Origin of the sequence: Dactylosporangium sp. NPDC005555 (assembly GCF_040605635.1) — a bacterium.
Taxonomy (GTDB): Bacteria; Actinomycetota; Actinomycetes; order Mycobacteriales; family Micromonosporaceae; genus Dactylosporangium.
Genome location: NZ_JBEXDG010000041.1, coordinates 23,357 through 48,289, shown reverse-complemented (window position 1 = coordinate 48,289; position 24,933 = coordinate 23,357). Strand labels below are relative to the sequence as shown.

The following is a 24,933-nucleotide window of genomic DNA, read 5'->3' as shown; positions in this document are numbered from 1 at the left end:
TTCCGGCTCGGCTCTTACCTGAACAAAGCGGCTACGGCCCAGCCGTCACATAGATGATCTGGTTGGCCGTGTTGGCGGGTCCCGCCGTGTTGTTGATGACGTGGTTGATCGTGCCGACGCCGCCGAGGGAGACGCTGACCATGTTGCGGAACTGGATCCCGGACTTCACCGGCACCTCGAAGGAGCGTTCGCCGACGACGGCGGGGTTGACGTTGAAGTAGCAGTAGCTGCCGAGGCCCCACGCCTGGTGCGTGTTCACGCTGTCGGCGACCTTGTAGGCGGCCCAGCCCCGGGTGGAGCCGTTCATCCAGGCGGCCTGGTTCGGCGGGTCGTAGGGCATCTCGTTCTGGTAGAAGTACGTGCGGCCGCCGTTGCCGTTCCAGATGGTCTGGTACTGCTGGTAGTGCTCGACGAACAGCCCGTACATCGTGACGTCGTTGCCGTTGACGACCATGCCGTTCTGGCCCTTGCTGACGGTCCAGCCGTAGGTGCCGGCGTTGCCGTGGTCGGCGCGCCAGATCCACATGTGGTCGCCGATCACGTTGTTGCTGTTGACCTGCAGGCTGACCGTGGCGTTGCCGACGTGGGCGCCGCCGATGCGGAAGTACACGTCGTGCAGCGAGGTCGGGTTGGCGGCGTGCGAGGCCGACGAGCCGGCCGGGCCGAGCTCGACCAGGGTCGGCGAGTTGACCGTACCGGCGTCGATGAGGATCCCGGCGAGCTTGACGCCGTCGACGTCGGCGACCTTGATCGCGGTGACGCCGCCGTCCGGCACGAACGTCGCCAGGCCGAGGCCCAGGATGATCGTGTTCGGGTTGTTGACCTGCAGCGCCTGGTTGAGGTGGTAGACGCCGGGGGTCACCAGCAGGTGCCGGCCGGCGGCCAGCGCCGCGTTGATCTGCGCCGCGGTGTGCCCGGGCCGGACGATGAAGAACTGGTCGAGCGAGACCGACGAGCCCGCCGGCGTCTTGTTGTACCAGCTCGTGCCCGACGTGTTGGCCTGCAGGGCCGGGACGAACACCCGGTAGGTGCCGGTGCCGTCGATGTAGAGGAACGGCTTCTCCCGCTGCAGCGGCGTCTGGTTGATGACGGTGTGCGACGGGTTCGGGAAGTTCGGCGGCGGGGCGCCCTGGACGCCCTGGAAGACCATGTTCCACACGGAACCGGCCCAGCTGCCGAGCTCGCTGTTGCGGGTGTACCACTGCTGCTGCGAGCCGGACACGACCCGGCCGTCGACCTTCGTGTCGGCCATGAGGCCGCCGGAGGACCAGCCGTCGCCGCCGTTCCAGAGCTGGATCTCGTTGTTGGCGCCGCGCAGGTGCATGCGGCGGTACTGCACGGCCTGCGAGACCGCCCAGCGCTCGACCTGGGTGCCGTTGCCGGTGTTCGGCAGGGTCACGGACAGGTTCTCCGCGCCGCGCCAGAAGTTCTGGGTGGCGTTGCCGCCGAACCACAGTGCCTCGGCCCGGACGTGGCCGTTGATGTTGACGTCGTCAGGTGAGAAGCCGAGACCGGCGACCTGGGTGTAGAAGCCGATGTTGGCGTCGATCGTGTGGTTGCCGGGCTTGAACAGCACCGCGTAGCGCTCGGTGCCGAACTGGTTGGTCTCCTGACCGGCGAAGATCTGGTTGAGCCGGGCCTGCGCGGCGGCCTGCTGCGACGGGTCGTAGACGGAGACGTTGGGGCCGAAGTTGGGGTTCTTCGGGTCGGGCGTCTCGATGGGTCCGCTGCTCACCGGCGGGCTGCTGGACGGCTGGCCACCACCCACGACGTACACCTCGAACTCCCACAGCGACACACCCCACTGGGTGGCCTTGGCGGTGGCGTTGACCCGGACGTAGCGGCCGGTGCCGGTCACGTCGATCGTCTGCACGCCGCCGGTACCGGTGGTGGTCGAGTAGACCTGGGTCCACGCCGCGTTGTCGTTGGAGACCTGGATCTGGAAGGCGTTCGCGTAGGCGGCCTCCCAGCGCAGGACCACCCGGCAGAGCTGGTACGCCGAGCCGAGGTCGACCGTGAGCCACTGCGGGACCGAGGCGGCGCTGGCCCAGCGGGTGCCGGTGTTGCCGTCGGCGGCGGCGGTGGCGGGCGTGCCGGCGTTCTCCGTCGAGGAGGCGGTCGCCGGGCGGCTGATCGCGCGGTTCGTCGGGCCGCAGGTCTGGCCGGTCGGGGAGACCTCGCCGAAGACCTGGAACTCCCACAGCGAGTAGCCGTAGGCGGTGTTGCGCTGGGTGCCGTACATCCGCACGTACCGGCCGGTGCCGGTCACGTTGATCGTCTGGGTGCCACCGGCGCCGGTGGTGGTGTTGTAGACCTGCGTCCAGGTCGCGGCGTCGTTGGAGATCTGGATCTGGAACGCCTTGCCGGACGCGGCCTCCCAGTTGAGCACGACCTGGGACAGCGCGGCGGGCGCGCCGAGGTCGACCTGGATCCACTGCGGGTCGCTGAAGGCGCTGGCCCAGCGGGTCCCGGTGTTGCCGTCGGTGGCGGCGGTCGCCGGTGCGCCGGCGTTCTCGGCCGACGAGGCGGTGGTGGGCTTGCCCTGCGACAGCAGGGTCGGCGCGGCGGAGGCGTTGGGCAGCGCGATCGCGGCGACGGCGGTGGAGAGCATCAGGGTGGCGGCGCCACCGAGGAGCCAGCGGCGCAGACCGTTGCGACGCCGCGGCGCATCAGACGATGCATGCGCCGATGGATAGCGCGACAAACGCGGAAATTTCATGATCCTGCCTGTCAGTCGGGGGACGTTGGCGGGGATCCGGACCGGTGCTCACCGGCCGTGATCTGGGCGGACGGAACCGTGAGGGGTCGTGCGGTGACACGGCGGCGCAAGGCGGTGCGCCGACGGTCCCCGGCATCGTCATGCCGGAACACACATCTGAGAGAGCGCTCTCTCAGAACCACGAGTGTTACGCCGGGGTTGCGTCGGCGTCAAGACAAACTTCTATCGCGACGTGAAAAATCCGTTTTTGCGGCCTTTGCGAGGTCGTCGCGACAGGGACCGGACCTTGACGGCACGAAAGCGTCCCACTTTAATGACGACATTATTTAAGTCTCGATAGAAACTGGTCGCGGCACCACACCCCCGTTCGGCTGGGACCAGCACCACCTTCACCCCCTGTCGAGCGTGCGACCGTCACGCCGCAGTCCCAACCCCTGCGGTCGCTTCGGCACGCCGGTCGGCACCCATCGAAAGGGCAGACACCGTGCCGGGACGACGAAGGCTCGTGTTACTGATGGCGGCCGCCCTGCTGACCGGCTCGCTCGCCGCGTGCGGCGAACCCGTGGCGGACGCCAAAACCTTGACCTACTGGGCGAGCAACCAGGGCAGCAGCCTCGAATTCGACAAGCAGACGCTCGCGCCCGTCCTGGAGCGCTTCGAGCAGCAGACCGGCATCCACGTCAAGGTCGAGGTCGTGCCCTGGTCCGACCTGCTCAACCGGCTCCTGGCGGCGGCGACCTCGGGCCGTGGCCCGGACGTGGTCAACATCGGCAACACCTGGTCGGCGTCGCTGCAGGCGACCAACGCGCTGATCTCCTTCGACGCCGCGGCGTTCGACCGGATCGGCGGCAAGGACCGGTTCGTGCCGGCCGCCCTCGCCTCCGCCGGCGCGCCCGGCAAGGCCCCGGCGGCGGTGCCGCTCTACTCGCTGTCCTACGCGCTCTACTACAACAAGCAGATGTTCGCCGACGCGGGCATCAGCAAGCCCCCGGCCACCTGGGAGGAGCTCGTCGAGGTCGGCAAGCGCCTCACCAACGGCAAGCAGTGGGGGCTGGCGGTCGAGGGAGCCAACCTGTCCGAGAACGCCCACCACGCGTTCACGTTCAGCCAGCAGTACGGCGGCGAGTGGTTCGATCCCAGCGGCAAACCGACGTTCGACACCGACCAGAACGTCAAGGCCATCAAGCGGTACATCGACCTCATGGCCGTCGACAAGATCGTCAACCCGAGCAACGCGGAGTACGCGAAGAACGAGTCGCTGTCCGACTTCGCCAACCGCAAGGCGGCGATGCTGCTGTGGCAGGCGGCCGGCTCGGCGTTCCAGGCGCAGGGCATGCGCCCCGAGGAGTACGGCATCGCGCACGTGCCGTTCCCGGCGAACCCCCCGACCGGCGGGCGCCGGGTCAACAGCATGGTCGCCGGGATCAACATCGCGGTCTTCCGGCACAGCCGCAATCTGGAGGGCGCGATGGAGTTCGTGAAGTTCATGACCAGCGACACCGAGCAGGTCGCGCTCAACAAGGTGTACGGGTCGCTGCCGTCGGTCAAGGCGGCGCTGAGCGACCCCGCGTTCTCCGCACCGGAGCAGAAGATCCTCGCCGAGGTGCTCGCCTCGACCGCCTCGCCGCTGCCCCAGGTGACCACCGAGAGCCAGTTCGAGACCCTGGTCGGCGCGGTGATGAAGGAGCAGTTCGCCAACGCCGCGAACAACAAGCCGATCACCGAGGCCGCCATCTTCGCGAAGCTGAAGGCCGTCGAGCAACGGATGAAAGGATGACGGGGCCGCAACGGGTCAGGGGGTCGGCGGTCGTGCCGGTCCGCCGGCCGATGCACGCGGCGCCCGACGTGCGCCAGCACAACGCCCGCGCCCACGGCGGCACCCCGTCGCGGCGGCCGAGCACGCCGAAGCAGCGCCGGAGGCGCCGGCTGCGGTCCAAGCACCTGCCGTACCTGCTGGTCCTGCCGGCGGTGATCCTCGAGGTCGCGATCCACGTCGTGCCGATGCTCGTCGGCGTGTGGATGAGCCTGCTGGAACTGACCCAGTTCCACATCCAGGACTGGTCGACGGCGCCGTTCGTCGGGCTCGGCAACTACACCGCCACGCTCGACTTCAGCAGCGAGACCGGCAAGGCCCTCGCCCACTCGTTCGGCATCACCGTGCTGTACACGTCGCTGTCGGTCTTCATCTCGTGGCTGTTCGGGCTGTCGGCCGCCGTGTTCCTGCAGCGGCCGTTCCGCGGCAGGGCGCTGCTGCGCACCCTGTTCCTGACCCCCTACGCGCTGCCGGTCTACGCGGCCGTCATCACCTGGGGGTTCCTCTTCCAGCGCGACACCGGCCTGGTCAACCACGTCCTCGTCGACCAGTTCGGGCTCGTCGACGGCGAGCGGCCGTTCTGGCTCATCGGCGAGAACAGCTTCTGGGCGCTGCTGGTCGTGTCCGTGTGGCGGACCTGGCCGTTCGCGCTGCTGTGCATCACCGCCGGGCTGCAGAACGTGCCGACGGAGATGTACGAGGCGGCCGCGATCGACGGCGCCGGGTTCTGGCGGCGGATCACCTCCGTGACGCTGCCGTCGCTGCGCCCGATCAACCAGGTGCTGCTGCTGGTGCTGTTCCTGTGGACGTTCAACGACTTCAACACCCCGTACGTGCTGTTCGGCGGGTCCGCGCCACCGGAGGCGGACCTCATCTCGATCCACATCTACAACAGCTCATTCAGCACCTGGGACTTCGGCACCGGCTCGGCGATGTCCGTGGCCCTGCTGCTGTTCCTGCTGCTGGTCACGGCCGTGTACCTGGTCATCACGAACCGCAGGAGGAACCATGCGTGAGGGCAGGGGCGAGCGGATCGCCCGCTGGATCGTGCTGACGTTCCTGTCGCTGTTCGTGCTCACGCCGCTGTACGTGATGGTGAGCTCGGCGCTGAAGCCGCTGCAGGACGTGCAGGACTACTTCACCTGGTTCCCCTCGACGGTGACGTTCCAGGCGTTCGTCGACATGTGGACCACGGTGCCGCTCGGCACCTATCTGCTCAACAGCGTGATCGTGTCGTCGGTCGCGGCGGTTTTCTCCGTCGCGATCGCGGTGTTCGCGGCGTTCGCGATCAGCCGGTACCGCTTCCGCGGCCGCGGCGTGTTCTCCGTCGCGGTCCTGTCGACGCAGATGTTCCCCGGCATCCTGTTCCTGCTGCCGCTGTTCCTGATCTACGTCAACCTGGGCACGGCCGGCGGCGTCGACCTGTACCAGACCCGGCTCGGCCTGGTCATCACGTATCTGACGTTCTCGCTGCCGTTCTCGATCTGGATGCTCGTCGGCTACTTCGACTCGATCCCGCGCGGCCTGGACGAGGCCGCGCAGGTCGACGGCGCCGGGTCGATGCGCACGCTGTTCACGGTCATCCTGCCGACGGCGGTGCCCGGGATCGTCGCGGTCACCGTCTACGCGTTCATGACGGCGTGGGGCGAGGTGCTGTTCGCGTCGATCATGACGGATCAGGACAGTCGCACCCTCGCCGTCGGCCTGCAGGCCTACTCCACGCAGTTCCAGGTGTACTGGAACCAGGTGATGGCCGCGTCCCTGGTGGTCAGCATCCCGGTCGTGGCCGGGTTCCTGGCCCTGCAGCGGTACTTCGTCGCCGGCCTCACCGCCGGCGCGGTCAAGTAGGCGCCTCCCACCGCAGCACCCGGCCGGTCTCACCGCCGGCGCCGTCAGGTCAACCCGTCCTCACCGCAGCACCCCAAGAGGAGAACCGTCCCGTGCTGGATCTGTCCAACCTCCCACCGAACTTCATCTGGGGGTCCGCGACCGCGGCGTACCAGATCGAGGGCGCCGTCACGGAAGACGGCCGTGGACCGTCCATCTGGGACACGTTCAGCCACGCGCCCGGCAACGTCGACAACGGCGACACCGGCGACGTGGCCTGCGACCACTACCACCGCTGGCCGGAGGACGTGGCCCTGATGCGCCGGCTGAACCTGGCGGCGTACCGGTTCTCGGTGGCGTGGCCGCGGATCGTCCCGGCGGGGACCGGCGCGGTGAACGAGGCGGGCCTGGACTTCTACGACCGGCTCGTCGACGGGCTCCTCGGGGCGGGCATCCGGCCGTTCGCGACGCTGTACCACTGGGACCTGCCGCAGGCGCTGCAGGACGCGGGCGGCTGGCCGCAGCGCGCGACGGCGGAGGCGTTCGCGGACTACGCGGCCGTCGTCGCGGGCCGGCTCGGCGACCGGGTCGCGGACTGGAACACGGTGAACGAGCCGCTGTGCGTGTGCTGGATCGGGCACCTCGAGGGCCGGATGGCGCCGGGCGAGCGGGACCTGACCCGGGCGGTGCGCGCCTCGCACCACGTGCTGCTCGGCCACGGCCTGGTCAACCAGGCGATCCGGGCCTCGGCGCAGCTGCCGCCGGCGGTCGGGATCGTGCTCAACCTGAGCCCGACGGAGCCCGGCAGCGACCGGCCGGAGGACGTGGCCGCGGCCCGCCGCGCCGACGGGCACATCAACCGCTGGTGGCTGGACCCGCTGCACGGCCTCGGCTACCCCGCCGACATGCTCGAGGTGTACCAGGTGGAGCTGCCCGTCCGCGACGGCGACCTCGACCTGATCGCGGCGCCGACGGAGTTCCTCGGCATCAACTACTACTTCCGGCAGGTCATCGTCGACGACCCCACCGGCGTGGCCCCGTTCGTGCGGCAGATCCCCGTGCCGGGGTCGACCGAGACGGCGATGCCGTGGGAGGTCCACGCGAAGGGCCTGGAGGACATCCTGGTGCGCGTCGCCGAGACGTACGGGCCGCGCAGCATCCTCGTGACGGAGAACGGCTCCGCGTGGGCCGACGCGGTCGAGCCGAGCGGCGAGGTCCAGGACAAGGAGCGCGTCGACTACCTGGAGCAGCACCTCGACGCGGTCCGCGACGCGGTCGTGCGGGGCGCCCCGGTCGACGGCTACTTCGCCTGGTCCCTGCTGGACAACTTCGAATGGGGCTACGGTTATGACAAGCGGTTCGGCCTGGTCCGGGTCGACTACGACACGCAGCAGCGCACGATCAAGGCGAGCGGCCACCGGTACGCGGAGCTGATCCGAGGCCACAGCGCCGCACACAGCGCGGCCCACGATTCGGTGGATTAGGGTCGAATGTGGCGCTGCCGGGTAAGCAGAACGGCAGCGCCACAGGACCTGCCACCGAGGAGACGAATCATGAGCTCTGACACCGCGAGCTGGGACCCGGCCCCGGACGAGGAAGGCCAGCTGTCCGTCGAGGACACCCTGTCGGACCGCGGGCTGGTCGACGCCCTCGACGAGGGCTACTCGCCGCCGGAGAAACCGCTCGGCCTCAACGCGTTCGGCGTCACCCAGGCCGAGGCGCAGCAGGGCGAGTCCTGGGACCAGCGGATCAAGCAGGAGGAGCCGGACCCGACGGCCCGGCCCGACCTCGACGACTACGGCGCCACCAGCGAGTCCGGGGAGTTCTTCGACGCCGGCGAGGTCGGCGACCGGCGGGCCGGCCGGCTCGTCGCCCCCGACGAGGGCTGGGGCGAGGACGAGGAGAAGGACGAGATCGGCTCCGACGTCGGCATCGACGGCGGCGCCGCGTCCGCCGAGGAGGCCGCCATGCACATCATCGACGTCGACCGCTGACGGTCACGCTTCTTGCGGGCGGTGGCCGCCTGGTAACCCAGCGCGACCACCGCCACGCCCGCGGCCCACAGCACGTACCACCCGGTGAGGGCGAGCAGCCCCACGACGCACAGCAGCGCGACGACCGCCGTGCGGCGTGCCCAGCTGCCCGCGGGAAGCACTTTCACCGCCGCCGCCGTGCCCAGGACGTACACGACGACGAACGACGCCGTCGTGGCCAGTATCAGCGGCTTCGCGCCCACCCCGAGGGGGATCATCGGGTACGGGATGATCGGCGCCGCCGACCTGCCGGTGGCCCTGGACCTCCTCGACCGGGCGTCCGGCTCCTGACCGGCGGGATGACAGCCGGCCACGGAACGCTCGGTTACGGTGAGCGGATGCTCGTGCGCCGCGCCGCCGCCCTCACCGTGCTCACGGTGTGCCTCACCGGCGTGGCCGCCTGCGGCAGGTCGAAGCCGCACGCCGCGCCGCCCCCCGCCGCGCCGTCATCCGCCGCACCGGCGTCCTCCGCACCCGCGTCGTCGCCGGCCGTCTCCGCGCCGCCCTCGCCGGCCGTCGAGGCCGCCGGCAGTGCCCCGCCGGCCGCCGCGGGCATCCCGACGATCACCTACACGCGGGCCGCGTCCGGCTTCCCCGCCGACCCCGACCAGGCCTCGACCGTCCCGCTGACCGAGGCGCTGCACCCGGCGGCGAAGCTCGCCGCGTACGACAGGCCCGGCGGCACCGCCCGCGCGTTCCTCACCCCCGAGATCAGCGGCGTGCCGCTGATCATGCCGATCGTGGCGCGCCAGGCCGGCTGGGTCGCGGTGCTGCTGCCGACCGTCAACCGCAGCGTCGGCTGGATCCCCGACGGCGGCTGGAGCACCGTCGCGCTGCGTGACCAGATCGTCGTGCGACGCGGCGCGTACACGCTGACCTGGGTCCGCGACGGCGTCGTGCAGCGGACGTGGACCGTCACCGTCGGCGCCGCGTCGACCCAGACGCCGCTGGGCCGCACGTTCGTCCTGGGCCGGTCGTCGCTGTCCAGCAAGGTGTACGCAGGGCTCGACGTCCTCGCCCTCGGCGCCGTGCCCGACGACAAGGGGGCCGTCGCGGAGGGCCTGCAGGACGCGCACACCGGGATCCACGCGTGGTACCGCAACGAGTTCGGCTTCCGCAGGTCCAACGGCTGTGTCCGGATGCCGCCCGCCGCCCAGAAGACGCTGCTCGACTCGGTGCCCAGCGGCACCAGCGTCGTCGTCCTGCCCTGAGCCGTCTTCCCGTCCTCACGTTCTGTCGTCGTCCCGCTCTTCACTGGCGTTTCACCGCCGACGGCTTACCGTAGGGAAGGTGATCCGTACAGTGGCACTGATTGGTATCGACGGCGCCGGCAAGTCCACCCAGGCGCGGTGGCTCGCCGACTGGCTCGACGCGACCGGCACGCCCGCGCGCTATCACCGCAACGCCGCAGGCCGGGTCTTCTTCAGCCGGCTCGCCCAGCGGCTCGGCCGCCGCGACGCCGAAGACCTCCTCGGCGTGCGACTGTTCCTGCTGGTGGAGACGCTGATCCGGGGCTTCGTCATCGCGCGGGCGCTGACCCTGTCGCGGCTGACCGGCACGGTGGCCGTCATGGACCGGTACACCTACTGCCAGTACACGAGCATCACCGTGCGCGGGGGCACGCCGCGGCCGGCCCGGCTGCTCTTCCGCCTGCTGCCGCAGCCCGACCTCGTCTTCTACCTGGCGGTGCCGCCGCTGGTCGCGCAGGCCAGGGTCGAGGCGCGGGGCAAGGACCACGAGGAGCTCGACTACCTGACGGCGTCGGACCGGGCGTACCGGGCGCTGCCCGAGGCCGGCCGCTTCACCGTCGTCGACGCGGGCGTGGACCCGTCGGCGGTGCAGGCGTCGCTGCGCGCGGCGCTGCGCCCCGACCCGCTGCCGGGCACCGTCTCGCCGCGTCCCGCGCGGTCCACGTCGCACCTGCTCCCGATCGGGTGACGGGCACGCCTGTCGTGGACCCGGCAGGCCGGACGGCCGGTTAGCGTCGATGTCTCGGGCCACGCGGGCACCCGAGCCCGACGAAAGAAGGAACGCGCGTGTTCTCCACCGGCGACGATCCCGCGGCACGGCTGCGCCACGAGCTGCACACCCCGTTGACGTCGATCCTCGCGTACACCCGGCTGCTGCGCGACGACCTGGCCTGCGCCCCCGCGGCGGACGCGTTGCGCGAGGGCGTCGCCTGTCTCGACGCGATCGACCGCAACGCGGTCCGCCTGCAGCGCTACGTCGACGGCGTCATCCTGCCCCTCGCCACCGTCGAGGGCACCCCCGCCGGCGACGCGCACCGGGTCGGCGCCACCGACCTGGTCGTGGTGCTCCGCGACGCCGTCGACCTGGCGCGGCGGGTCGCGGTCGCCGGCGCCGTCAGCATCCACGCGGACGCGCCGGCAACGGTCCTCGTCGCCGTCGACGACCTCGTCTGCCGGCACCTCGTCGGGCAGCTCGTCCTGTGGCTGGCGACGGCCGCCCCGAGCCGCGCCCACATCGAGATCGCGCTGCGCGCCGACCCGGTCCCGGCGATCGACGCGAAGATCGTGCCGCACGGCGAGCTGACCGCTCCGCAGCCGCGCCCCAGCGACCCGCAGCGCCCCGCCGACCTGCGGGTCGCGAGCGCCGTGGCCAGCCTGTGCGGCGGCGAGGTCCGCCTCGACGAGACCTCGTTCCGCCTCACCCTGCCGGCCAGCGTCCTCGCCACCGCGCGCTAGCCCGGCTCAGAGATCGACGATGCCGTCGAGCTCGCCGATGGTGCGGCGGACCGCGGGCCCGTGCGCGGTGAGCAGCCGGGCCTCGTGCCGGTGCGCCTCAGCCACGGCGTGAGCGAGCCCGAGCGACCCGTTGAGCCGCGACGCCAGCCTCCCCAGCCCGACCGCGTCCGCACCCCCGAGCGGCGCGACGGTGACCGCGCCGAGCAGGGCGTCGAGCCGGGCGAGCTCCTCGGCGTACGCGAGCTCACTGCGGGTCTCCGCGAGCGACACGGCCGGCACCACCACGACGCCCCCGTCGGCGAGGACGGTGCTGACCAGGTCGTCGACCCCGGTGTTCCCCTGCGTGTACGCGAGCACCGCCGACGGATCGAGCACCAGCCCGACGGCCTCGCTCCCGGCGGTGACCTCGTCGGCGGTGACCTCGTCGGTGGTGACCTCGTCGGTGGTGACCTCGTCGGTGGTGACCTCGTCGGTGGTGGCCTGATCGGTGGTGGTGTCGTCGGTTGCCGGCTGCTCGGTCATGCCCAGCCCATCAGTTCGCGGACCTGCTCCCGCGACTCGGTGCGGGCATCGGCGGTGACCTTCGCGCCCGCGTCACTGAGCCGCTTCCGAGCGCGGGCACGGCGCTCGTGCTCAGGTGCGGTCTCGGCGGCGACACCGGCACCAGGGTCGATCTCGTTCATGGCGTGACCGTACCCCTTCATATCGATCACCGCGGTCCTCCGAAGCGCCGACCTTTCCCCGCCGCGCCGGGCCGCTCCGCGGCGGGCTTCCGTGGTGACCGGCGGGCGGCGGGTCAGCGGCTGTGGGAGCGGAAGGCGACGGGGTCGAAGCGGCCGTGCAGCAGCGGGGCCAGCCAGTGCGGGGACTCGCGGCGGAACAGGGATGGGGCGAGGGCGCCCGCGCCGTCGGGGATCGCGCCGGCCAGGTCGCCGGGGAGGTCGTGGAGGTTGGTGCGGTGGACGAGTTCCGGGTCGGCGGGCCAGGTGCCGAGGACGACGGCGGCGGGGACGTCGCGGGCGGCGAGGGCGGCGAGGGTGAGGGCCGTGTGGTTGAGCGTGCCGAGGCCGGGGCGGGCGACGACGACCGCGGTCGCGCCGAGCGCGGCGGCGAGGTCGAGCATCGTCCAGCCGTCCTCGCCCATGGGCACCAGCAGGCCGCCGGCGCCCTCGATGAGAGTGAGGTCGTGCTCCTCGACGATGGTGCGCAGTGCCAGCTGGGCCATGACGGCGGTCAGCGGGTCCTCGCCGGCGACCCTGGCCGCGGCGAGGGGGGCGAGGGGGTCGGGGAAGCTGGCGAGGGTCCGCACCGTGACGGGCTCGGCGAGGCGGGCGACGGTCGCGGCGTCGGGCTCGTCGCCCTCGGCGGTGCCGGTCTGCGCCGGTTTGACGACGGCGACCAGGCGGCCGGCGGCCGTCGCGGCGGCGGCGATCGCGGCGGTGACGATCGTTTTGCCGACGCCGGTGTCCGTGCCTGTGACGACGACCGCACCGGTGATCGGCTCGGTCGCCGCCGGGGTCACGTCCTGCGACAGCAGCGTCTCGCAGCGCAGCGCGTCGGCGAGGAGGGCCTCCGCGGGCGAGACGTCATGGTGGTCGGCGGGGCGCGGGTCGCTCAACGGCTCGTCCTTCAGTCGTCCTCTAAGGGCGCTCTTTGACGACGATGTCGAGCGCGTGCTCGAACGCCGCCGGTGGCACGCCGACGTTGACGGTGAGCCGCAGGCGCGACCGACCGTCCGGTGTGGACGGTGGGCGGAAGCAGCCTACCGCGACCCCCCTGCCCCGGCACGCGGCCGCCCAGGCGAAGGCCTCGTCGGGGCTGGGCGCGCCGACGGAGATGACCCCGCCGTCGGGGTCGGAGACGTCGAGGCCCTCGGCGCGCAGCCGGGCGACGGCCCGCGCGACCCGCCCGGCGAGCTCGGCCCGCAGGTCGTCCCCGGCGCTCAGCAGGTCCAGCGCGGCGAGGGCGCCCGCGGCGACGGCGGGCGGCAGGGCGGTGTCGTAGATGAACGTGCGGCCGGTGTCGACGAGCTGCCGGCCGAGCTGGTGCGGCCCGGCGACGACCCCGCCGGCGGCGCCCAGGGACTTCGACAGCGTCGCGGTGACGATCACGTCCGGCCGCCCGGACAGCCCGGCGGCGGCGACCCCGCCCGCGCCGCCGGGGCCGATCACGCCGAGCGCGTGCGCGTCGTCGACGAGCAGCAGCGCGCCGCCCGGGTGTTCCCCACAGGTGGCGTACAGCGCGGCGAGCGGCGCCAGGTCGCCGTCGACGGAGAAGACGCTCTCGGTGACGACGACGGCGGGCCGGTCCGGCTCGGCGGCCAGCAGCGCCCGCACGGCCGCGGGGTCGGCGTGCGGCGCGACCACGGTCCGCGCGCCGCGGGCCGCGCTGCCGGCGCAGGCGAGGCGGCAGCCGTCGACGATGGACGCATGGTTGTGCGCGTCGGAGACCACGAGCGTGCCGGGGCGCACCAGGGCCCGGATCGCGCCGAGGTTGGCGAGGTACCCGGACGAGTACACGAGCGCGGTCTGCGCGCCGAGGAGCCGGGCGAGCCCCTCCTCCAGGGCGTGGTGGGCGTCGGTGGAGCCGCGCACGAGCCGCGAGCCGGTCGCGCCGAGCCCGTAGTCGGCGAGGGCCCGCGCGGCGGCGGCGAGCACGTCGGGGTGGCGCGAGAGGCCGAGGTAGTCGTTGCCGGCGAGATCGATCACATCGTCGCCGGTGCCGCGCGGACGCAGCTCCCGGCGCAGCCCGGCGGCCTGCCGGTCGGCAGCCTCACCGTCCAGCGTGGACAGCCACGATCCGTCCGGCGTGGACAGCCGGGATCCGTCGTGCACCGCAGCACCCTCCCCGTCGCGTTGTAGAACCCCTACGATGTCGTTTGTGCGATGTGCACAACGTAACTGACCACCTTCGGGCCGACCGCCCGACCCTAACGTTTTGTAAGGTACGAGCATGCTTGATGCTGCCAAGGCTGTCGTCGACACCGGAGTCGGGCTCGACCTCGAGGGCGTTCTCGCCGTGCTGCGCTGCTCCGACGAGGAGCTGCCCGACTATCTCGCGATCGCGCATGACGTGCGGATGACGTGGTGCGGCCCGGAGGTCGAGGTCGAGGGCATCGTCTCGCTCAAGACCGGCGGCTGCCCCGAGGACTGCCACTTCTGCTCGCAGTCCGGCCTGTTCACCTCCCCCGTCCGCGCCGTCTGGCTCGACATCCCGTCGCTCGTCGAGGCCGCCAGGCAGACCGCCGCGACCGGGGCCACCGAGTTCTGCATCGTCGCCGCCGTCCGGGGCCCCGACCAGCGGCTCATGACCCAGCTCGCCGACGGCGTCGCGGCGATCCGCGCCGCGGTCGACATCAACATCGCCGCCTCGCTGGGCATGCTGACCCAGGAGCAGGTCGACGAGCTGTCGGCGCTGGGGATCCACCGGTACAACCACAATCTGGAGACCGCGAGGTCGCACTTCCCGCAGGTGGTCACCACCCACACCTGGGAGGAGCGGTGGGACACCCTGCGCATGGTCCGCGACGCCGGCATGGAGGTCTGCTGCGGCGGCATCCTCGGCCTGGGCGAGACGGTCGAGCAGCGGGCCGAGTTCGCGATCCAGCTGCAGGAGCTCGACCCGCACGAGGTCCCGCTCAATTTCCTCAACCCGCGCCCCGGCACCCCGCTGAGCGACCAGCCCGTCCTCGACCCGAAGGACGCCTTGCGCGCCGTGGCCGCGTTCAGGCTCGCGTTGCCCCGCACGCTGCTGCGGTACGCCGGCGGCCGCGAGATCACGCTCGGCGACCTCGGCACGCGTGACGGCCTCCTCGGCGGCGTGAACGCGGTCATCGTCGGCAACTACCTGACCACCCTGGGCCGCTCCCCCGACCAGGACCTCGCGCTGCTCGACGAGCTGAGCATGCCGGTCAAGGCTCTCTCGGCGACCCTGTGACGGACACGGACACCGCCACGTGGTGCGACCGGTGCGGCGAGGCGCTGACCGGCCCGCACCCGGCGTGCGCGGCGGCACGGGAGCTGGAGCCGCCGCGCTTCTGCCCCCGGTGCCGCCGCCGGATGAAGGTGCAGGTCCTGCCGCAGGGCTGGTCCGCCACCTGCGTCGAGCACGGCCCCACCGCACAGGGCGGGTAAGGCGGCCGGCAGCCCCCGCCGTCGGGCCCCTCGGCCGCCCACCTTTTCCGTGATCCGGAAGACTTCGTGCACCCTGGACGACACGAACTCTTCCGGATCACGGGATGCGCGAGGGTTGGTCAGGCGGAGGTCGGGCCGGGCCATTCGGCGGCCGCGGCGGCCGCCCTGTCGAGGGTGCGGGGGTTGGCGCGGCCGAGCGCGGCGCCCATCGCGCGGCTGGTGAGGCCGCCCCGGGGCTGCAGCACCGCGGCCGCCTTCCGGGTCTGCTGCAGGACCCTGGCGATCCGGGCGCGGCGCAGGCGGCTGTACTCGTCCAGGGCGGGCGCCAACGGCCCCCGGACGTTGGCGAGGACCGCCTGGAGGGTGGCGACGTCCTCCAGGGCCAGGCAGGCGCCCTGGGCGAGGTGGTGCGGCATGGCGTGGGCGGCGTCGCCGATCAGGGCGTAGCCGCCGTTGCCGGCCCGCACGCCGAAGGTCTCCGGCATCGGGGTGAGCTCGCCGACGGACTCCTGGACGAGGTCGTCGGGCTCGGTCGCGGCGAGCAACTGCGGGATCGGGGCGTGCCAGCCGGCGAACCAGCGGCGCAGCAGGGCGAGCTGGCCGGCGGCGGGCTCGGGGCGAAGCGCGCCGGGGACGGTCGCGACCCAGGAGATGCCGCCGCGGGTCGAGCCGCCGGACGAGCCGCGCTCGCCGAGGGAGGCGTGGGTGAAGCGGTGCCCGGCGTCGAGCGTCTCGCCGTGCGGCGGGAGGCCCGGCGGCAGGTCGGGGATGCGGTACCACGGAATGACCGCCCGCCACGCGGCCACACCGGCGCTGGCGAACGACGTGGCCGGGGCGAGCCGGCGGCGCACGGCGCTCTGCACCCCGTCGGCCGCGACGATCAGGTCGGCCTCGAACGTGACCCTGCCGTCGCCGACGGCGCAGCGCTCCCGGTGGACGCGGGCTGGCTGCACCTCGATGCCGCTGCGGATGTCGACCTGGTCGCTGAGGCCGGCGATGAACGCGTCGTGCAGGTCCTCACGGTGCACAACGACCGGTGGCGACTCGACCTCGTCCGGTGCGACCGCGCCGGGACGGACCAGCCACTGCCCGTCGGGCCGGCGGATGCCGACCGGCGGGACCGGGGTGGCGATGCCGTCGAGGCCGCCGGCCAGGCCGAGGCCGCGCAGCGCCCGGACCCCGTTGGGCCACAGGACGAGCGCGCCGCGGCCCGGCCGGAGCCGGTCGTCGCGTTCGAGGAGGGTGACCTGCCAGCCGGTCCGGGCGAGCGCGCCGGCCGCGGCGATCCCGCCGATGCCGGCGCCGACCACGACAGCGGTGCGCATCCGCTCGCTACCTCAGCCCTTACTCAGCGACGTGCCCGGCGAGCTGTCCGAGTCGCTGTCCGCTTCGGAGGAGGCGTCAGGCTCCGGTTCCGCCACGTCGTCGTCCGGGTCGTCCGAGGGAGCCGGGGAGTCCGAGGCGTCGGCGACGGCCGGATCGGCCAGGGCACCATCCGCGGTGACCGGGGTGATGCGGCCGTTCTCGTCGTACGTCACGCGCTCCTGCGGCCCGCGGACGCGCAGGAAGTAGGCGAGCGCCAGCGCGAAGACGACGATCGACGTCCAGTTGTTCAGGCGCATGCCCAGGAAGTGGTGGGCGTCGTCGATGCGCAGCGCCTCGATCCAGAAGCGGCCGACGCAGTACAGCGCCACGTACAGCGCGAACGCCCGCCCGCGCCCGAGGGACCAGCGCTTGTCGGCATACCAGACGGCGGCGGCGACGCCGAGGCACCACAGGAACTCGTACAGGAACGTGGGGTGGAACGTGCCGAGGACGATCGGCTCACCGTTGACGGTCTGGGCGTGGCCCGCGCTCGCGTCCCAGTTGTAGACGCGCAGCGCCCACGGCAGGTCGGTCTCCTTGCCGTAGAGCTCGTTGTTGAACCAGTTGCCCCACCGGCCGAGTGCCTGGGCGACGGGCAGGCCGACGGCCAGGGTGTCGGCGGCCATCGCGAAGGGCAGGTTGAGCCGGCGGCAGGCGATGTATGCGCCCACGGCGCCGCCCGCGATGCCGCCCCAGATGCCGAGGCCGCCCTCCCAGATCTTGAACGCCTTGATCAGGTCGCCGTTCTCACCGAAGTAGGCCTCGGGCGAGGTGATCACGTGGTAGATCCGGGCGCCGATGATGCCGGCGGGCACCGCCCACACCGCGATGTCGAGAATCACCCACGGCGGGGCGCCGCGCTGGCGCAGCCGCCGGTCGGCGATGAAGCACGCGGCGACGATGCCGAGCACGATGCACAGCGCGTAGGCGCGCAACGGCAGCGGCCCGAGGTCCCAGACGCCCTGCGAGGGGCTGGGGATCACGGCCAGCGGGGAAAGGGCAGCATCCACGGGTGCACACGCTACCGCCGATCCGCCGAAACGCGATGCCCTGGGTTCGCCCAATTCGTCATCCGGCAGCGCGCGGAAACCCACTCCGAGCGGCGAAGATCACCATCAGCGAAGGTATCGCAACGGTCCGCTATGCCGCTTAGAGTGCGAATATGAGCTACGAAGTCTCGTCCGCCGTCGCCGCGATCATCGAGGACGCCGCCGGTCGCGTGCTGCTGTGCCAGCAGGCGGGCGGCCACCGGCTGTGGGGCCTGCCGGGCGGGCGGGTCCGGGCGGCGGAGAGCCCGGTGCACGCCGCGGTCCGCGACATCTTCTCCGAGACGGGTCTCCAGGCGCGGATCGTCGAGCTCGTCGGCTTGTACGAGGTGACCGGCGACGGCTGCGGCGAGGCGATGCCGGACCTGTCCGTCCACGTGTTCCGCGGCCGCCTGGACGCCGGTGGTCCGGCGCTGAACGCGCCCGGGCGGATCAGCCGCCTGGCGTGGCACGACCCGGCGGCGTTGCCGGAGCCGCTGACCGCCACGACGCGGACCGCCATCGCCGACGCGGCCGCCGGCCGCGCAGGGGTGGTCCGGCAGATCACGCGCGACATGCAGCGCGAGGTCATCGACGCGTGACACGTGCCCGGGCCGGTGGTGATCTACTTGACCCGTGGCCTACTACGCGCTCGGCGACTCCATCTCGATCGACGACTATGCCGGCGGGCCGGGCCTGGGTGCCGCCTCGCTGCTCGCCGACGACTTCGGCATCGACCTGACGCTGCTCGCCCGCGACGGTGCGACCAGCGACGACGTCATGCGGTCCCAGCTGGACAAGGTCGAGGGCCGACCCGCCCTGATCACGCTCACCATGGGCGGCAACGACCTGCTGACGGCCATGACCGAAGCAGGGACCCGGGCGGATGAGGGCACCGTCGCCAGGATCGCGGGCAACTACGAGGTCGTCATGCCCGCCCTGACCGCGACCGGCGCCCGGGTGGTGGTCAGCACCGTGTACGACCCGACCGACGGCACCGGCGACCTGTCCTGGGCGGGGCTCCCGCCGTGGCCGGGCGGCCTGGAGGTCCTCGCCGCGCTCAACGCCGCCATCCGCGACGCGGCGGCGCGGCACGGGGCGGTCGTCGCCGACCTGCACGCCGCGTTCCTCGGTCACGGCGCGAAGGCCGGCGACATCACGGCCGCCGACCCGCGACCGGACAACCGGGACCTGTGGTTGTGCGGCCACATCGAACCCAACGCCTGGGGCGCCCGGGCCGTCCGCGACGCCTGGAGAGCGGCGCTGCGGGCCTAGAGGCGCGGGAACACCGGGTCGGGGGTGCCGACACGCGCGCCGTCACCGAGTTGCGCCGCGAGGCGGGCGGCGCCGGACGGCAGGAACGGCGCCAGCTCGCGGGTCACCTCCCGGCACTTCGCCACCAGCGTGGAGAGCACGGCGTCCAGGTCGGCGTCCCGGCCCTGCTTCGCCAGGTCCCACGGCTTCGCCGTCTCCACCAGGCGGTTGCCGTCGGCGACGGCCGCGCAGATCGCCTCGGTCGCCGCCCGGAAGTCGAACCCCGCCAGCGCGGCATCGACGGCCGCCGACAGCCCGGCGCCGGTTTCCGGACGGACCACCGAGCCGGCCCGGTAGCGGTGCACCAGGCCGAGCGTCCGGTTGACGAGGTTGCCGACCCCGTTGGCGAGGTCCTGGTGGTACCGCTGCAGCAACCGCTCCTCGGTGAAGTCCGTGTCACCGAGGAGGGCGACCTCGCGCAGCAGCCACCAGCGCAACGCGTCCTCACCGAAGCGGGACACCAGGGAGAACGGGTCGACCGCGTTGCCGGCGCTCTTGGACAGCTTGGCGCCGTCGACCGTCAGGTATTCGTGGACGAAGATCGTGGTCGGCAGCGGCAGCCCCGCGGACAGCAGCAGCGCCGGCCAGTACACGGCGTGGAAGCGCACGATCCCCTTGCCGATGACGTGGACCCGCTCGCCCGCGTCCTGCCACCACTCCTGGTAGAGGTCACCGTCGAGGGCGGTGACGTAGTTGGCGAGGGCGTCCCACCAGACGTAGATGACCTGCGACGGGTCGCCGGGCACCGGGATGCCCCACCCGCCGGCACGTGAGGCGGGCCGGGACACGCTGATGTCCCGCAGCCCGGCCCGGACGAACGCGAGGACCTCGTTGCGTTTCGCGGCCGGCTCGACCCGCACCTCCCCCGATTCCAGGACTTTCAGGATCCGGTCGGTGTAGCCGGACAGCCGGAAGAACCAGTTGGACTCCGTGACGGTCTCCAGCGGCGCGTCATGCTCCGGGCACTCCTCGGACGGTTCGTAGAACTGTTCGCAGCCCTGGCAGTACAGGCCCTCGTAGTCACGCGGGTAGAAGTCCGCGGCGGAGCGCCGCCACAGCGCCTCGACGCCCCGCGCGTGGCGTGGATCGGCGGCGGTGCGGATGAAGTCGTCGAACGACAGCCCGAGCACGGGCCCGAGCGCGGCGAAGCGGTCCGCGTTCGCCGTGACGAACGCGGCGACGTCCACGCCCGCGGCGGCCGCCGCCGTGACGTTCTTCAACGCGTTCTCGTCGGTGCCGGTGAGGAACCTGACCCGCTGCCCGCGCAGCCGCCTGTGCCGGGCGAGGACGTCTGCCTGCACGAGCTCCAGGGCGTGCCCGAGGTGCGGTGCGGCGTTGACATACGGGATGGCGGTGGTGACGTAGAAGCTCATGACGGATCTCCGGTCTGCCTCAACGGGACGACCTGATCCGGCTCGCCCCAGAACCAAGGGGCGAGTGGTGAGCGAGTTAGCGCACGCCGACGGACCCCGTGACGGGGCGCATCATCCGGCCGGTGTGCATGGGGGTCAGCGTACCCCGAGCGCGAACAGCTTTTCGAGCGCCGCGAAGTACACGTGGTCGCCGGACAGCAGCAGCGGCTCGTCGCCGTGCAGCGCGTCGAACGGCAGGGCGCGGCGCAGCAGGACCGTCCCGGCGGCGGCGTCCAGGGCGAGCAGCTCGGTGCGGTGCACGGGCTCGCCGTCGCGGATCGCGAACTGGTACACGACCGCGTAGAGCACGCCGCCGCCGGTCACCGGCGACCAGTAGGACGTCGCCACCTCCGCGCCGGCCATGCCCCAGTCGCGGGTCCAGCGGACGGTGCCGTCGGCGGCGTCGAACCCGGCTGCGCGCCCGTGCGCGGCGAGCACCATGAGGGTCCGCCCGTCGGTCGCCGCGGACTGCGGATCGACCAGCGTCTCCGGGTCGCACCAGCGGCGGGCGCCGTCGGCGACGGTGAGGGCGCAGACGCCGCCGCGGCCGGTGGTGTAGGCGACGCCGCCGGCCGCGATCACCCGCGGGCCGCTCGCGTCCTGCCGCCACACCCGCGCGCCGGTCCGCAGGTCGAAGCCGGCCAGGCCGGTGCCGCCGCCCACCTCGAACGACTGGATGGCGACGCCGGCGTCGGCGACGGGCGGGTGCAGGCCCGCCTCGCCGTCCAGTGGCGCCGTCCACGCCGTGGTGCCGTCCGCGACCCGCAGCGCGGTGAGGGTGGCGCCGGCGGCGCGCAGCACGAGGTCACCGGCGACCGTGAAACCCCCGGAGACCTCGTCGGACAGCGGCGCCTCCCACCTGGTTCCGCCGCGCATGGTGTACGACGTGAGCCTGCGCTCCAGGAGGTGCTTCGTCGTGGGGTCGATCGTCTGCGCCTCGACGAGCAGCGCCGTGCCGCCGCCGGTGCCTGCGCCTGCGCCGCTGCCGGTGCGTGCGCCGCTGCCGGTGCGTGCGCCGCCAGTGCCGCTCCCGGTGCCAGTGCCGGTGCCGGTGCCGGTGCCGGTGCCAGTGCCGGTGCCGGTGCCGGTGCCGGTGCCAGTGCCGCTGCCGACGCCGACTCCGGTGTTGCTGCCGGTGTCGCCGCTGGTGTCGCCGGCGGTCGTGACGGCGAGCTGGCCGAACCTGCGGTCGGCGACGTCGGTGACCGGGCCGAGGTCGGCGCCGGTGACCGCGTCGTAGCGGCGGATCTGCCCGGTCGGGCCGCCCGAGGAGCGCAGCAGGACGCCGTCGGCGACGACCGCGCCGCCGACCTGTTCGTCGGGGCGGGAGACGGGCGCGGTCCACACGGTGTCGAGGCGGGCCGCGGAGCCCGTGCCGAGATACGGCGTGACCGGCTGGAACCCGCTGCGGCCCGGGCCGTTGCCGTCCTGCCGCCAGCCCGCGTCGGCCTCGACGACACCCGCCGCGGGTGGGCGCTGTGCCGCCGCGGACGCCAGCGCGAAGCCGGGCGCCGCCGCTAGGAGGAGCGCTACAGGTACCAAACGGAAAAATCGCCGCACGCCGGGCTCAACGACGCGCGTCGAACCCGGTGACTGCGTGGCGCTCTTTACCGGCGGCGGCGGACGCCGTCAGCGAGGTCGGCGCTGAGCGCGGCGACGGCGGCGACACCTTCGGCCGGCGTCGCGGCGTCCTGCAGGCACCGCACGAGGGCGCTGCCGACGATGACCCCGTCGGCGAACGCGCCGACCTCCGCGGCCTGGTCGCCGTCGGAGACGCCGAGCCCGACCGCGACCGGCAGCGTCGAGTCGCTCCCGGCGGCCTTGCGGATCCGCTCGACGAGGGCCGGCGCGGCGGTGCTGGTGCTGCTGCGGGCGCCGGTGACGCCCATGACGCTGGTCGCGTAGACGAAGCCGCGGCAGCGGCCGGCGGTCATCGCGATCCGGGCGTCGGTCGACGACGGCGACACGAGGAACACCCGGTCGAGGTCGTGCGCGTCGGACGCCTCCAGCCACGGCTGCGACTCGTCCGGGATCAGGTCGGGCGTGATGAGCCCGGCCCCGCCGGCGGCGGCGAGGTCCGCGGCGAAGCGGCCCACCCCGTAGCGCTCGACGAGGTTCCAGTAGGTCATGACGAGGATCGGGGCACCGGCCGCGGCGACCGCCTCGACGGTGCGCAGGCCGTCGGCGACCCGGAAGCCGCCCGCCAGGGCCGCCTCGGTGGCCCGTTGGATGACCGGCCCGTCCATCACGGGGTCGGAGTACGGCAGGCCGACCTCGACGATGTCCACCCCGTTGTCGATCATCGCCTTGATGGCGTCGATCGCGCCGGGAACGGTCGGGAAGCCGGCCGGAAGGTAGCCGATGAGCGCGCTGCGGCCCTCCGCGCGGGCCTTGTCGAACGCCACGGAAACGCTCACTGTCACACCCCGAAGAAGTCGCGCGCGGTGTCCATGTCCTTGTCGCCGCGGCCGGACAGGCAGATCACGACGACCGGCTCCCGGCCGAGGTCGTGCGCCAGCTTCGGGACGACCCGCAGCGCGCCGGCGACCGCGTGGGCGCTCTCGATCGCGGGGATGATCCCCTCGATCCGGCAGAGCAGCTTGAACGCGTCCATCGCCTCGGCGTCGGTGACCGGCTCGTAGATCGCGCGACCCGTGTCGTGCAGGTATGCGTGCTCCGGGCCGACGGCCGGGTAGTCCAGGCCGGCGGAGATGGAGTGCGACTCGACGGTCTGCCCGTCCTCGTCCTGCAGCAGGTATGTGCGGGCGCCGTGCAGCACGCCCTTGGACCCGCCGGTGATGCTGGCCGCGTGCCGGCCCGTGTCGACGCCGTCGCCGCCGGCCTCGAAGCCGTACAGGGCGACGCCCTCGTCGGGGACGAACGCGTGGAACGCGCCGATCGCGTTGGACCCGCCGCCGACGCACGCGGCGACCGCGTCGGGCAACCGCCCGGTCTGCTCCAGGATCTGCCGGCGCGCCTCGACGCTGATGCCGCTGACGAAGTCGCGGACCATCGCCGGGAACGGGTGCGGCCCGGCGGCGGTGCCGAGCAGGTAGTGGGTCGTGTCGACGTTGGTGACCCAGTCGCGCAGCGCCTCGTTGATCGCGTCCTTGAGCGTCTTGCTGCCGGTCGTGACGGGCACGACGGTCGCGCCGAGCATCCGCATGCGGGCGACGTTGAGCGCCTGGCGGCGGGTGTCCTCCTCGCCCATGTACACGACGCACTCGAGGTCGAGCAGGGCGCAGGCGGTGGCGCTGGCGACACCGTGCTGGCCGGCGCCGGTCTCGGCGATGACCCGCGGCTTGCCCATCCGCTTGGTCAGCAGCGCCTGGCCGAGCACGTTGCGGACCTTGTGCGCACCGGTGTGGTTGAGGTCCTCACGCTTTAGGAACAGCTGGGCGCCGGCGTGCGCGGACAGCCGGTCGGCGCGGTACAGCGGCGACGGCGTGTTCGCGTAGTCGCGCAGCAGCCTGGTGAACTCGGCCTGGAACGCCTCGTCGGCCTGGGCGTGCCGGTAGGCGGCGTCGAGCCCGTCCAGGGCCGCGATCAGCGCCTCCGGGACGAACCTGCCGCCGAAGTCGCCGAAGTGCCCCGACTGGTCCGGCAGGAGCCCGGCGGCGGACAGGAACGCGCTCACCGAGCGGGCCTCGGCGTCGCCGGGTGACTGCCGGCCGTGACGAGCTCGGCGACCGCGTCCCGCGGACTCTTCTGGGTGACCAGACCCTCGCCGACCAGGACCGCGTCGGCGCCGGCGGACGCGTAGCGGATCAGGTCGTGCGGGCCGCGGACACCCGACTCGGCGATCTTCACGACGTCGTTGGGCAGGCCGGGCGCGATCCGCTCGAACACCGTCCGGTCGACCTCGAGGGTCCGCAGGTTGCGCGCGTTGATCCCGATGACCCGCGCGCCGGCCTCCAGGGCGCGGTCGGTCTCCTCCTCGTCGTGCACCTCGACCAGGGCCGTCATGCCCAGGCTCTCGATGCGGTCGAGGAGACCCGACAGGGTGTTCTGATCCAGCGCGGCCACGATCAGCAGCACCAGGTCCGCGCCGTAGGCCCGGGCCTCGTGCACCTGGTAGGAGGACACGACGAAGTCCTTGCGCAACAGCGGCACGTCGACGGCGGCGCGCACGGCGGCGAAGTCGTCGAGGCTGCCGCCGAACCAGCGGCCCTCGGTCAGCACGCTGACGGCGCGGGCACCGCCCGCCGCATACTCCTTGGCGAGCTCGGCCGGATCCGGGATCTCGGCGATCTGCCCCTTCGACGGCGACGCGCGCTTGACCTCGGCGATCACCCCCACGCCGGGGGCCCTCAGCTTGGCGTAGGCATCCTTGGGCGGTGCCGCCTGCGCCGCTGCTGCCTTGATCTCGTCCAGGGGCTTCTGCGCCTCGCGGATGGCCAAGTCTTCGCGCACGCCGGCGAGGATCTCGTCGAGCACACGGCCAGATTCCGCGTTGATCAAGGAGCTCCCCTCTCCGGTGGTCATGCGTCCGATGCTAGGAGCCCCCCGGTCAGTGGATGGCCGTGGGGGTATGGCCGACGTCACCTGATGGACTAGGGCATAATGCGTTGCCGTTCGTATGGTTGG

Annotated in this window: 25 protein-coding genes; 13 read left to right on the top strand and 12 right to left on the bottom strand. The window is 72.6% G+C overall.

The features are described from left to right. Positions 1-31: 31 nt before the first annotated feature. Positions 32-2,611 carry a discoidin domain-containing protein gene (locus ABZS58_RS34720; protein ID WP_354787490.1) on the bottom strand — a complete coding sequence of 860 codons (2,580 nt, stop codon included), beginning with the start codon at positions 2,609-2,611 and terminating at the stop codon, positions 32-34. Positions 2,612-3,233: 622 nt separating this feature from the next. On the opposite strand from ABZS58_RS34720, the gene ABZS58_RS34715 reads away from it, so the two are divergent. From ABZS58_RS34715 to ABZS58_RS34675, 9 genes are all read left to right on the top strand, one after another. After that, positions 3,234-4,496, top strand: a complete 1,263-nt coding sequence (locus ABZS58_RS34715) for a sugar ABC transporter substrate-binding protein (RefSeq protein ID WP_354787489.1) — start codon at positions 3,234-3,236, stop codon at positions 4,494-4,496. Then, entirely contained in the window at positions 4,493-5,548 is a 1,056-nt protein-coding gene (locus tag ABZS58_RS34710; protein ID WP_354787488.1) for a sugar ABC transporter permease, read from the top strand. Before ABZS58_RS34715 ends, ABZS58_RS34710 begins: the two co-directional genes overlap by 4 nt. Further along, positions 5,541-6,380 (top strand): carbohydrate ABC transporter permease, encoded by an 840-nt coding sequence (locus ABZS58_RS34705; RefSeq protein WP_354787487.1) that lies wholly within the window; start codon positions 5,541-5,543, stop codon positions 6,378-6,380. Before ABZS58_RS34710 ends, ABZS58_RS34705 begins: the two co-directional genes overlap by 8 nt. Before the next feature lie 92 nt (positions 6,381-6,472). Further along, positions 6,473-7,843, top strand: coding sequence for a GH1 family beta-glucosidase (locus ABZS58_RS34700; protein WP_354787486.1), 1,371 nt, complete (start codon positions 6,473-6,475; stop codon positions 7,841-7,843). A 69-nt stretch (positions 7,844-7,912) separates the two neighbouring features. Further along, positions 7,913-8,353 carry a DUF5709 domain-containing protein gene (locus ABZS58_RS34695; RefSeq protein WP_354787485.1) on the top strand — a complete coding sequence of 147 codons (441 nt, stop codon included), beginning with the start codon at positions 7,913-7,915 and terminating at the stop codon, positions 8,351-8,353. 84 nt (positions 8,354-8,437) lie between these two features. Beyond that, a complete protein-coding gene (locus ABZS58_RS34690) occupies positions 8,438-8,683 on the top strand; it encodes a hypothetical protein (protein WP_354787484.1) in 246 nt (81 codons plus the stop codon). 47 nt (positions 8,684-8,730) lie between these two features. Then, positions 8,731-9,603: a L,D-transpeptidase gene (locus ABZS58_RS34685; RefSeq protein ID WP_354787483.1), complete on the top strand. Its 873-nt coding sequence runs from the start codon at positions 8,731-8,733 to the stop codon at positions 9,601-9,603. Between the two features lie 91 nt (positions 9,604-9,694). After that, positions 9,695-10,330, top strand: coding sequence for a dTMP kinase (locus tag ABZS58_RS34680; RefSeq protein ID WP_354787482.1), 636 nt, complete (start codon positions 9,695-9,697; stop codon positions 10,328-10,330). Positions 10,331-10,428: 98 nt separating this feature from the next. Further along, on the top strand, positions 10,429-11,097 hold the full coding sequence (locus ABZS58_RS34675) for a histidine kinase dimerization/phospho-acceptor domain-containing protein (protein WP_354787481.1): 669 nt from the start codon (positions 10,429-10,431) through the stop codon (positions 11,095-11,097). A gap of 6 nt (positions 11,098-11,103) precedes the next feature. Here the strand turns inward: ABZS58_RS34675 and ABZS58_RS34670 are convergent, their stop codons facing one another. The 4 genes from ABZS58_RS34670 to ABZS58_RS34655 all read right to left on the bottom strand — a co-directional run bounded on the left by ABZS58_RS34670 (position 11,104) and on the right by ABZS58_RS34655 (position 13,931). After that, entirely contained in the window at positions 11,104-11,619 is a 516-nt protein-coding gene (locus tag ABZS58_RS34670) for a hypothetical protein (protein ID WP_354787480.1), read from the bottom strand. Continuing rightward, entirely contained in the window at positions 11,616-11,780 is a 165-nt protein-coding gene (locus ABZS58_RS34665) for a hypothetical protein (protein WP_354787479.1), read from the bottom strand. Before ABZS58_RS34665 ends, ABZS58_RS34670 begins: the two co-directional genes overlap by 4 nt. Before the next feature lie 113 nt (positions 11,781-11,893). Then, positions 11,894-12,619, bottom strand: a complete 726-nt coding sequence (gene bioD / locus ABZS58_RS34660) for a dethiobiotin synthase (protein ID WP_354787543.1) — start codon at positions 12,617-12,619, stop codon at positions 11,894-11,896. Between the two features lie 118 nt (positions 12,620-12,737). Continuing rightward, a complete protein-coding gene (locus tag ABZS58_RS34655) occupies positions 12,738-13,931 on the bottom strand; it encodes an 8-amino-7-oxononanoate synthase (RefSeq protein WP_354787478.1) in 1,194 nt (397 codons plus the stop codon). Positions 13,932-14,049: 118 nt separating this feature from the next. On the opposite strand from ABZS58_RS34655, the gene bioB reads away from it, so the two are divergent. Then, positions 14,050-15,033: a biotin synthase BioB gene (bioB, locus tag ABZS58_RS34650; RefSeq protein WP_354787477.1), complete on the top strand. Its 984-nt coding sequence runs from the start codon at positions 14,050-14,052 to the stop codon at positions 15,031-15,033. Continuing rightward, positions 15,030-15,230 (top strand): hypothetical protein, encoded by a 201-nt coding sequence (locus ABZS58_RS34645; protein WP_354787476.1) that lies wholly within the window; start codon positions 15,030-15,032, stop codon positions 15,228-15,230. The genes bioB and ABZS58_RS34645 overlap by 4 nt, the downstream gene beginning before the upstream one ends. Before the next feature lie 119 nt (positions 15,231-15,349). Here the strand turns inward: ABZS58_RS34645 and ABZS58_RS34640 are convergent, their stop codons facing one another. Further along, positions 15,350-16,555 (bottom strand): NAD(P)/FAD-dependent oxidoreductase, encoded by a 1,206-nt coding sequence (locus ABZS58_RS34640; protein WP_354787475.1) that lies wholly within the window; start codon positions 16,553-16,555, stop codon positions 15,350-15,352. 12 nt (positions 16,556-16,567) lie between these two features. Then, positions 16,568-17,605 carry a prolipoprotein diacylglyceryl transferase gene (lgt, locus tag ABZS58_RS34635; protein ID WP_354787474.1) on the bottom strand — a complete coding sequence of 346 codons (1,038 nt, stop codon included), beginning with the start codon at positions 17,603-17,605 and terminating at the stop codon, positions 16,568-16,570. A gap of 152 nt (positions 17,606-17,757) precedes the next feature. Here lgt and ABZS58_RS34630 point away from each other — a divergent pair, with 152 nt between their 5' ends. Next, entirely contained in the window at positions 17,758-18,222 is a 465-nt protein-coding gene (locus tag ABZS58_RS34630) for an NUDIX hydrolase (RefSeq protein ID WP_354787473.1), read from the top strand. Positions 18,223-18,256: 34 nt separating this feature from the next. Beyond that, a complete protein-coding gene (locus ABZS58_RS34625) occupies positions 18,257-18,895 on the top strand; it encodes a GDSL-type esterase/lipase family protein (protein ID WP_354787472.1) in 639 nt (212 codons plus the stop codon). Here the strand turns inward: ABZS58_RS34625 and metG are convergent. The 5 genes from metG to trpC form a co-directional block, all read right to left on the bottom strand. Further along, positions 18,892-20,307, bottom strand: a complete 1,416-nt coding sequence (gene metG, locus ABZS58_RS34620) for a methionine--tRNA ligase (protein WP_354787471.1) — start codon at positions 20,305-20,307, stop codon at positions 18,892-18,894. The two genes, ABZS58_RS34625 and metG, sit on opposite strands and share 4 nt — an antisense overlap. 135 nt (positions 20,308-20,442) lie before the next feature. Then, on the bottom strand, positions 20,443-21,888 hold the full coding sequence (locus tag ABZS58_RS34615) for a PQQ-binding-like beta-propeller repeat protein (RefSeq protein WP_354787470.1): 1,446 nt from the start codon (positions 21,886-21,888) through the stop codon (positions 20,443-20,445). A 65-nt stretch (positions 21,889-21,953) separates the two neighbouring features. After that, entirely contained in the window at positions 21,954-22,763 is an 810-nt protein-coding gene (gene trpA / locus ABZS58_RS34610; RefSeq protein WP_354787469.1) for a tryptophan synthase subunit alpha, read from the bottom strand. A 2-nt stretch (positions 22,764-22,765) separates the two neighbouring features. After that, positions 22,766-23,971: a tryptophan synthase subunit beta gene (gene trpB / locus ABZS58_RS34605; protein ID WP_354787542.1), complete on the bottom strand. Its 1,206-nt coding sequence runs from the start codon at positions 23,969-23,971 to the stop codon at positions 22,766-22,768. Positions 23,972-23,979: 8 nt separating this feature from the next. Beyond that, positions 23,980-24,783 (bottom strand): indole-3-glycerol phosphate synthase TrpC, encoded by an 804-nt coding sequence (trpC, locus tag ABZS58_RS34600; RefSeq protein ID WP_354787541.1) that lies wholly within the window; start codon positions 24,781-24,783, stop codon positions 23,980-23,982. Positions 24,784-24,933: the final 150 nt, after the last annotated feature.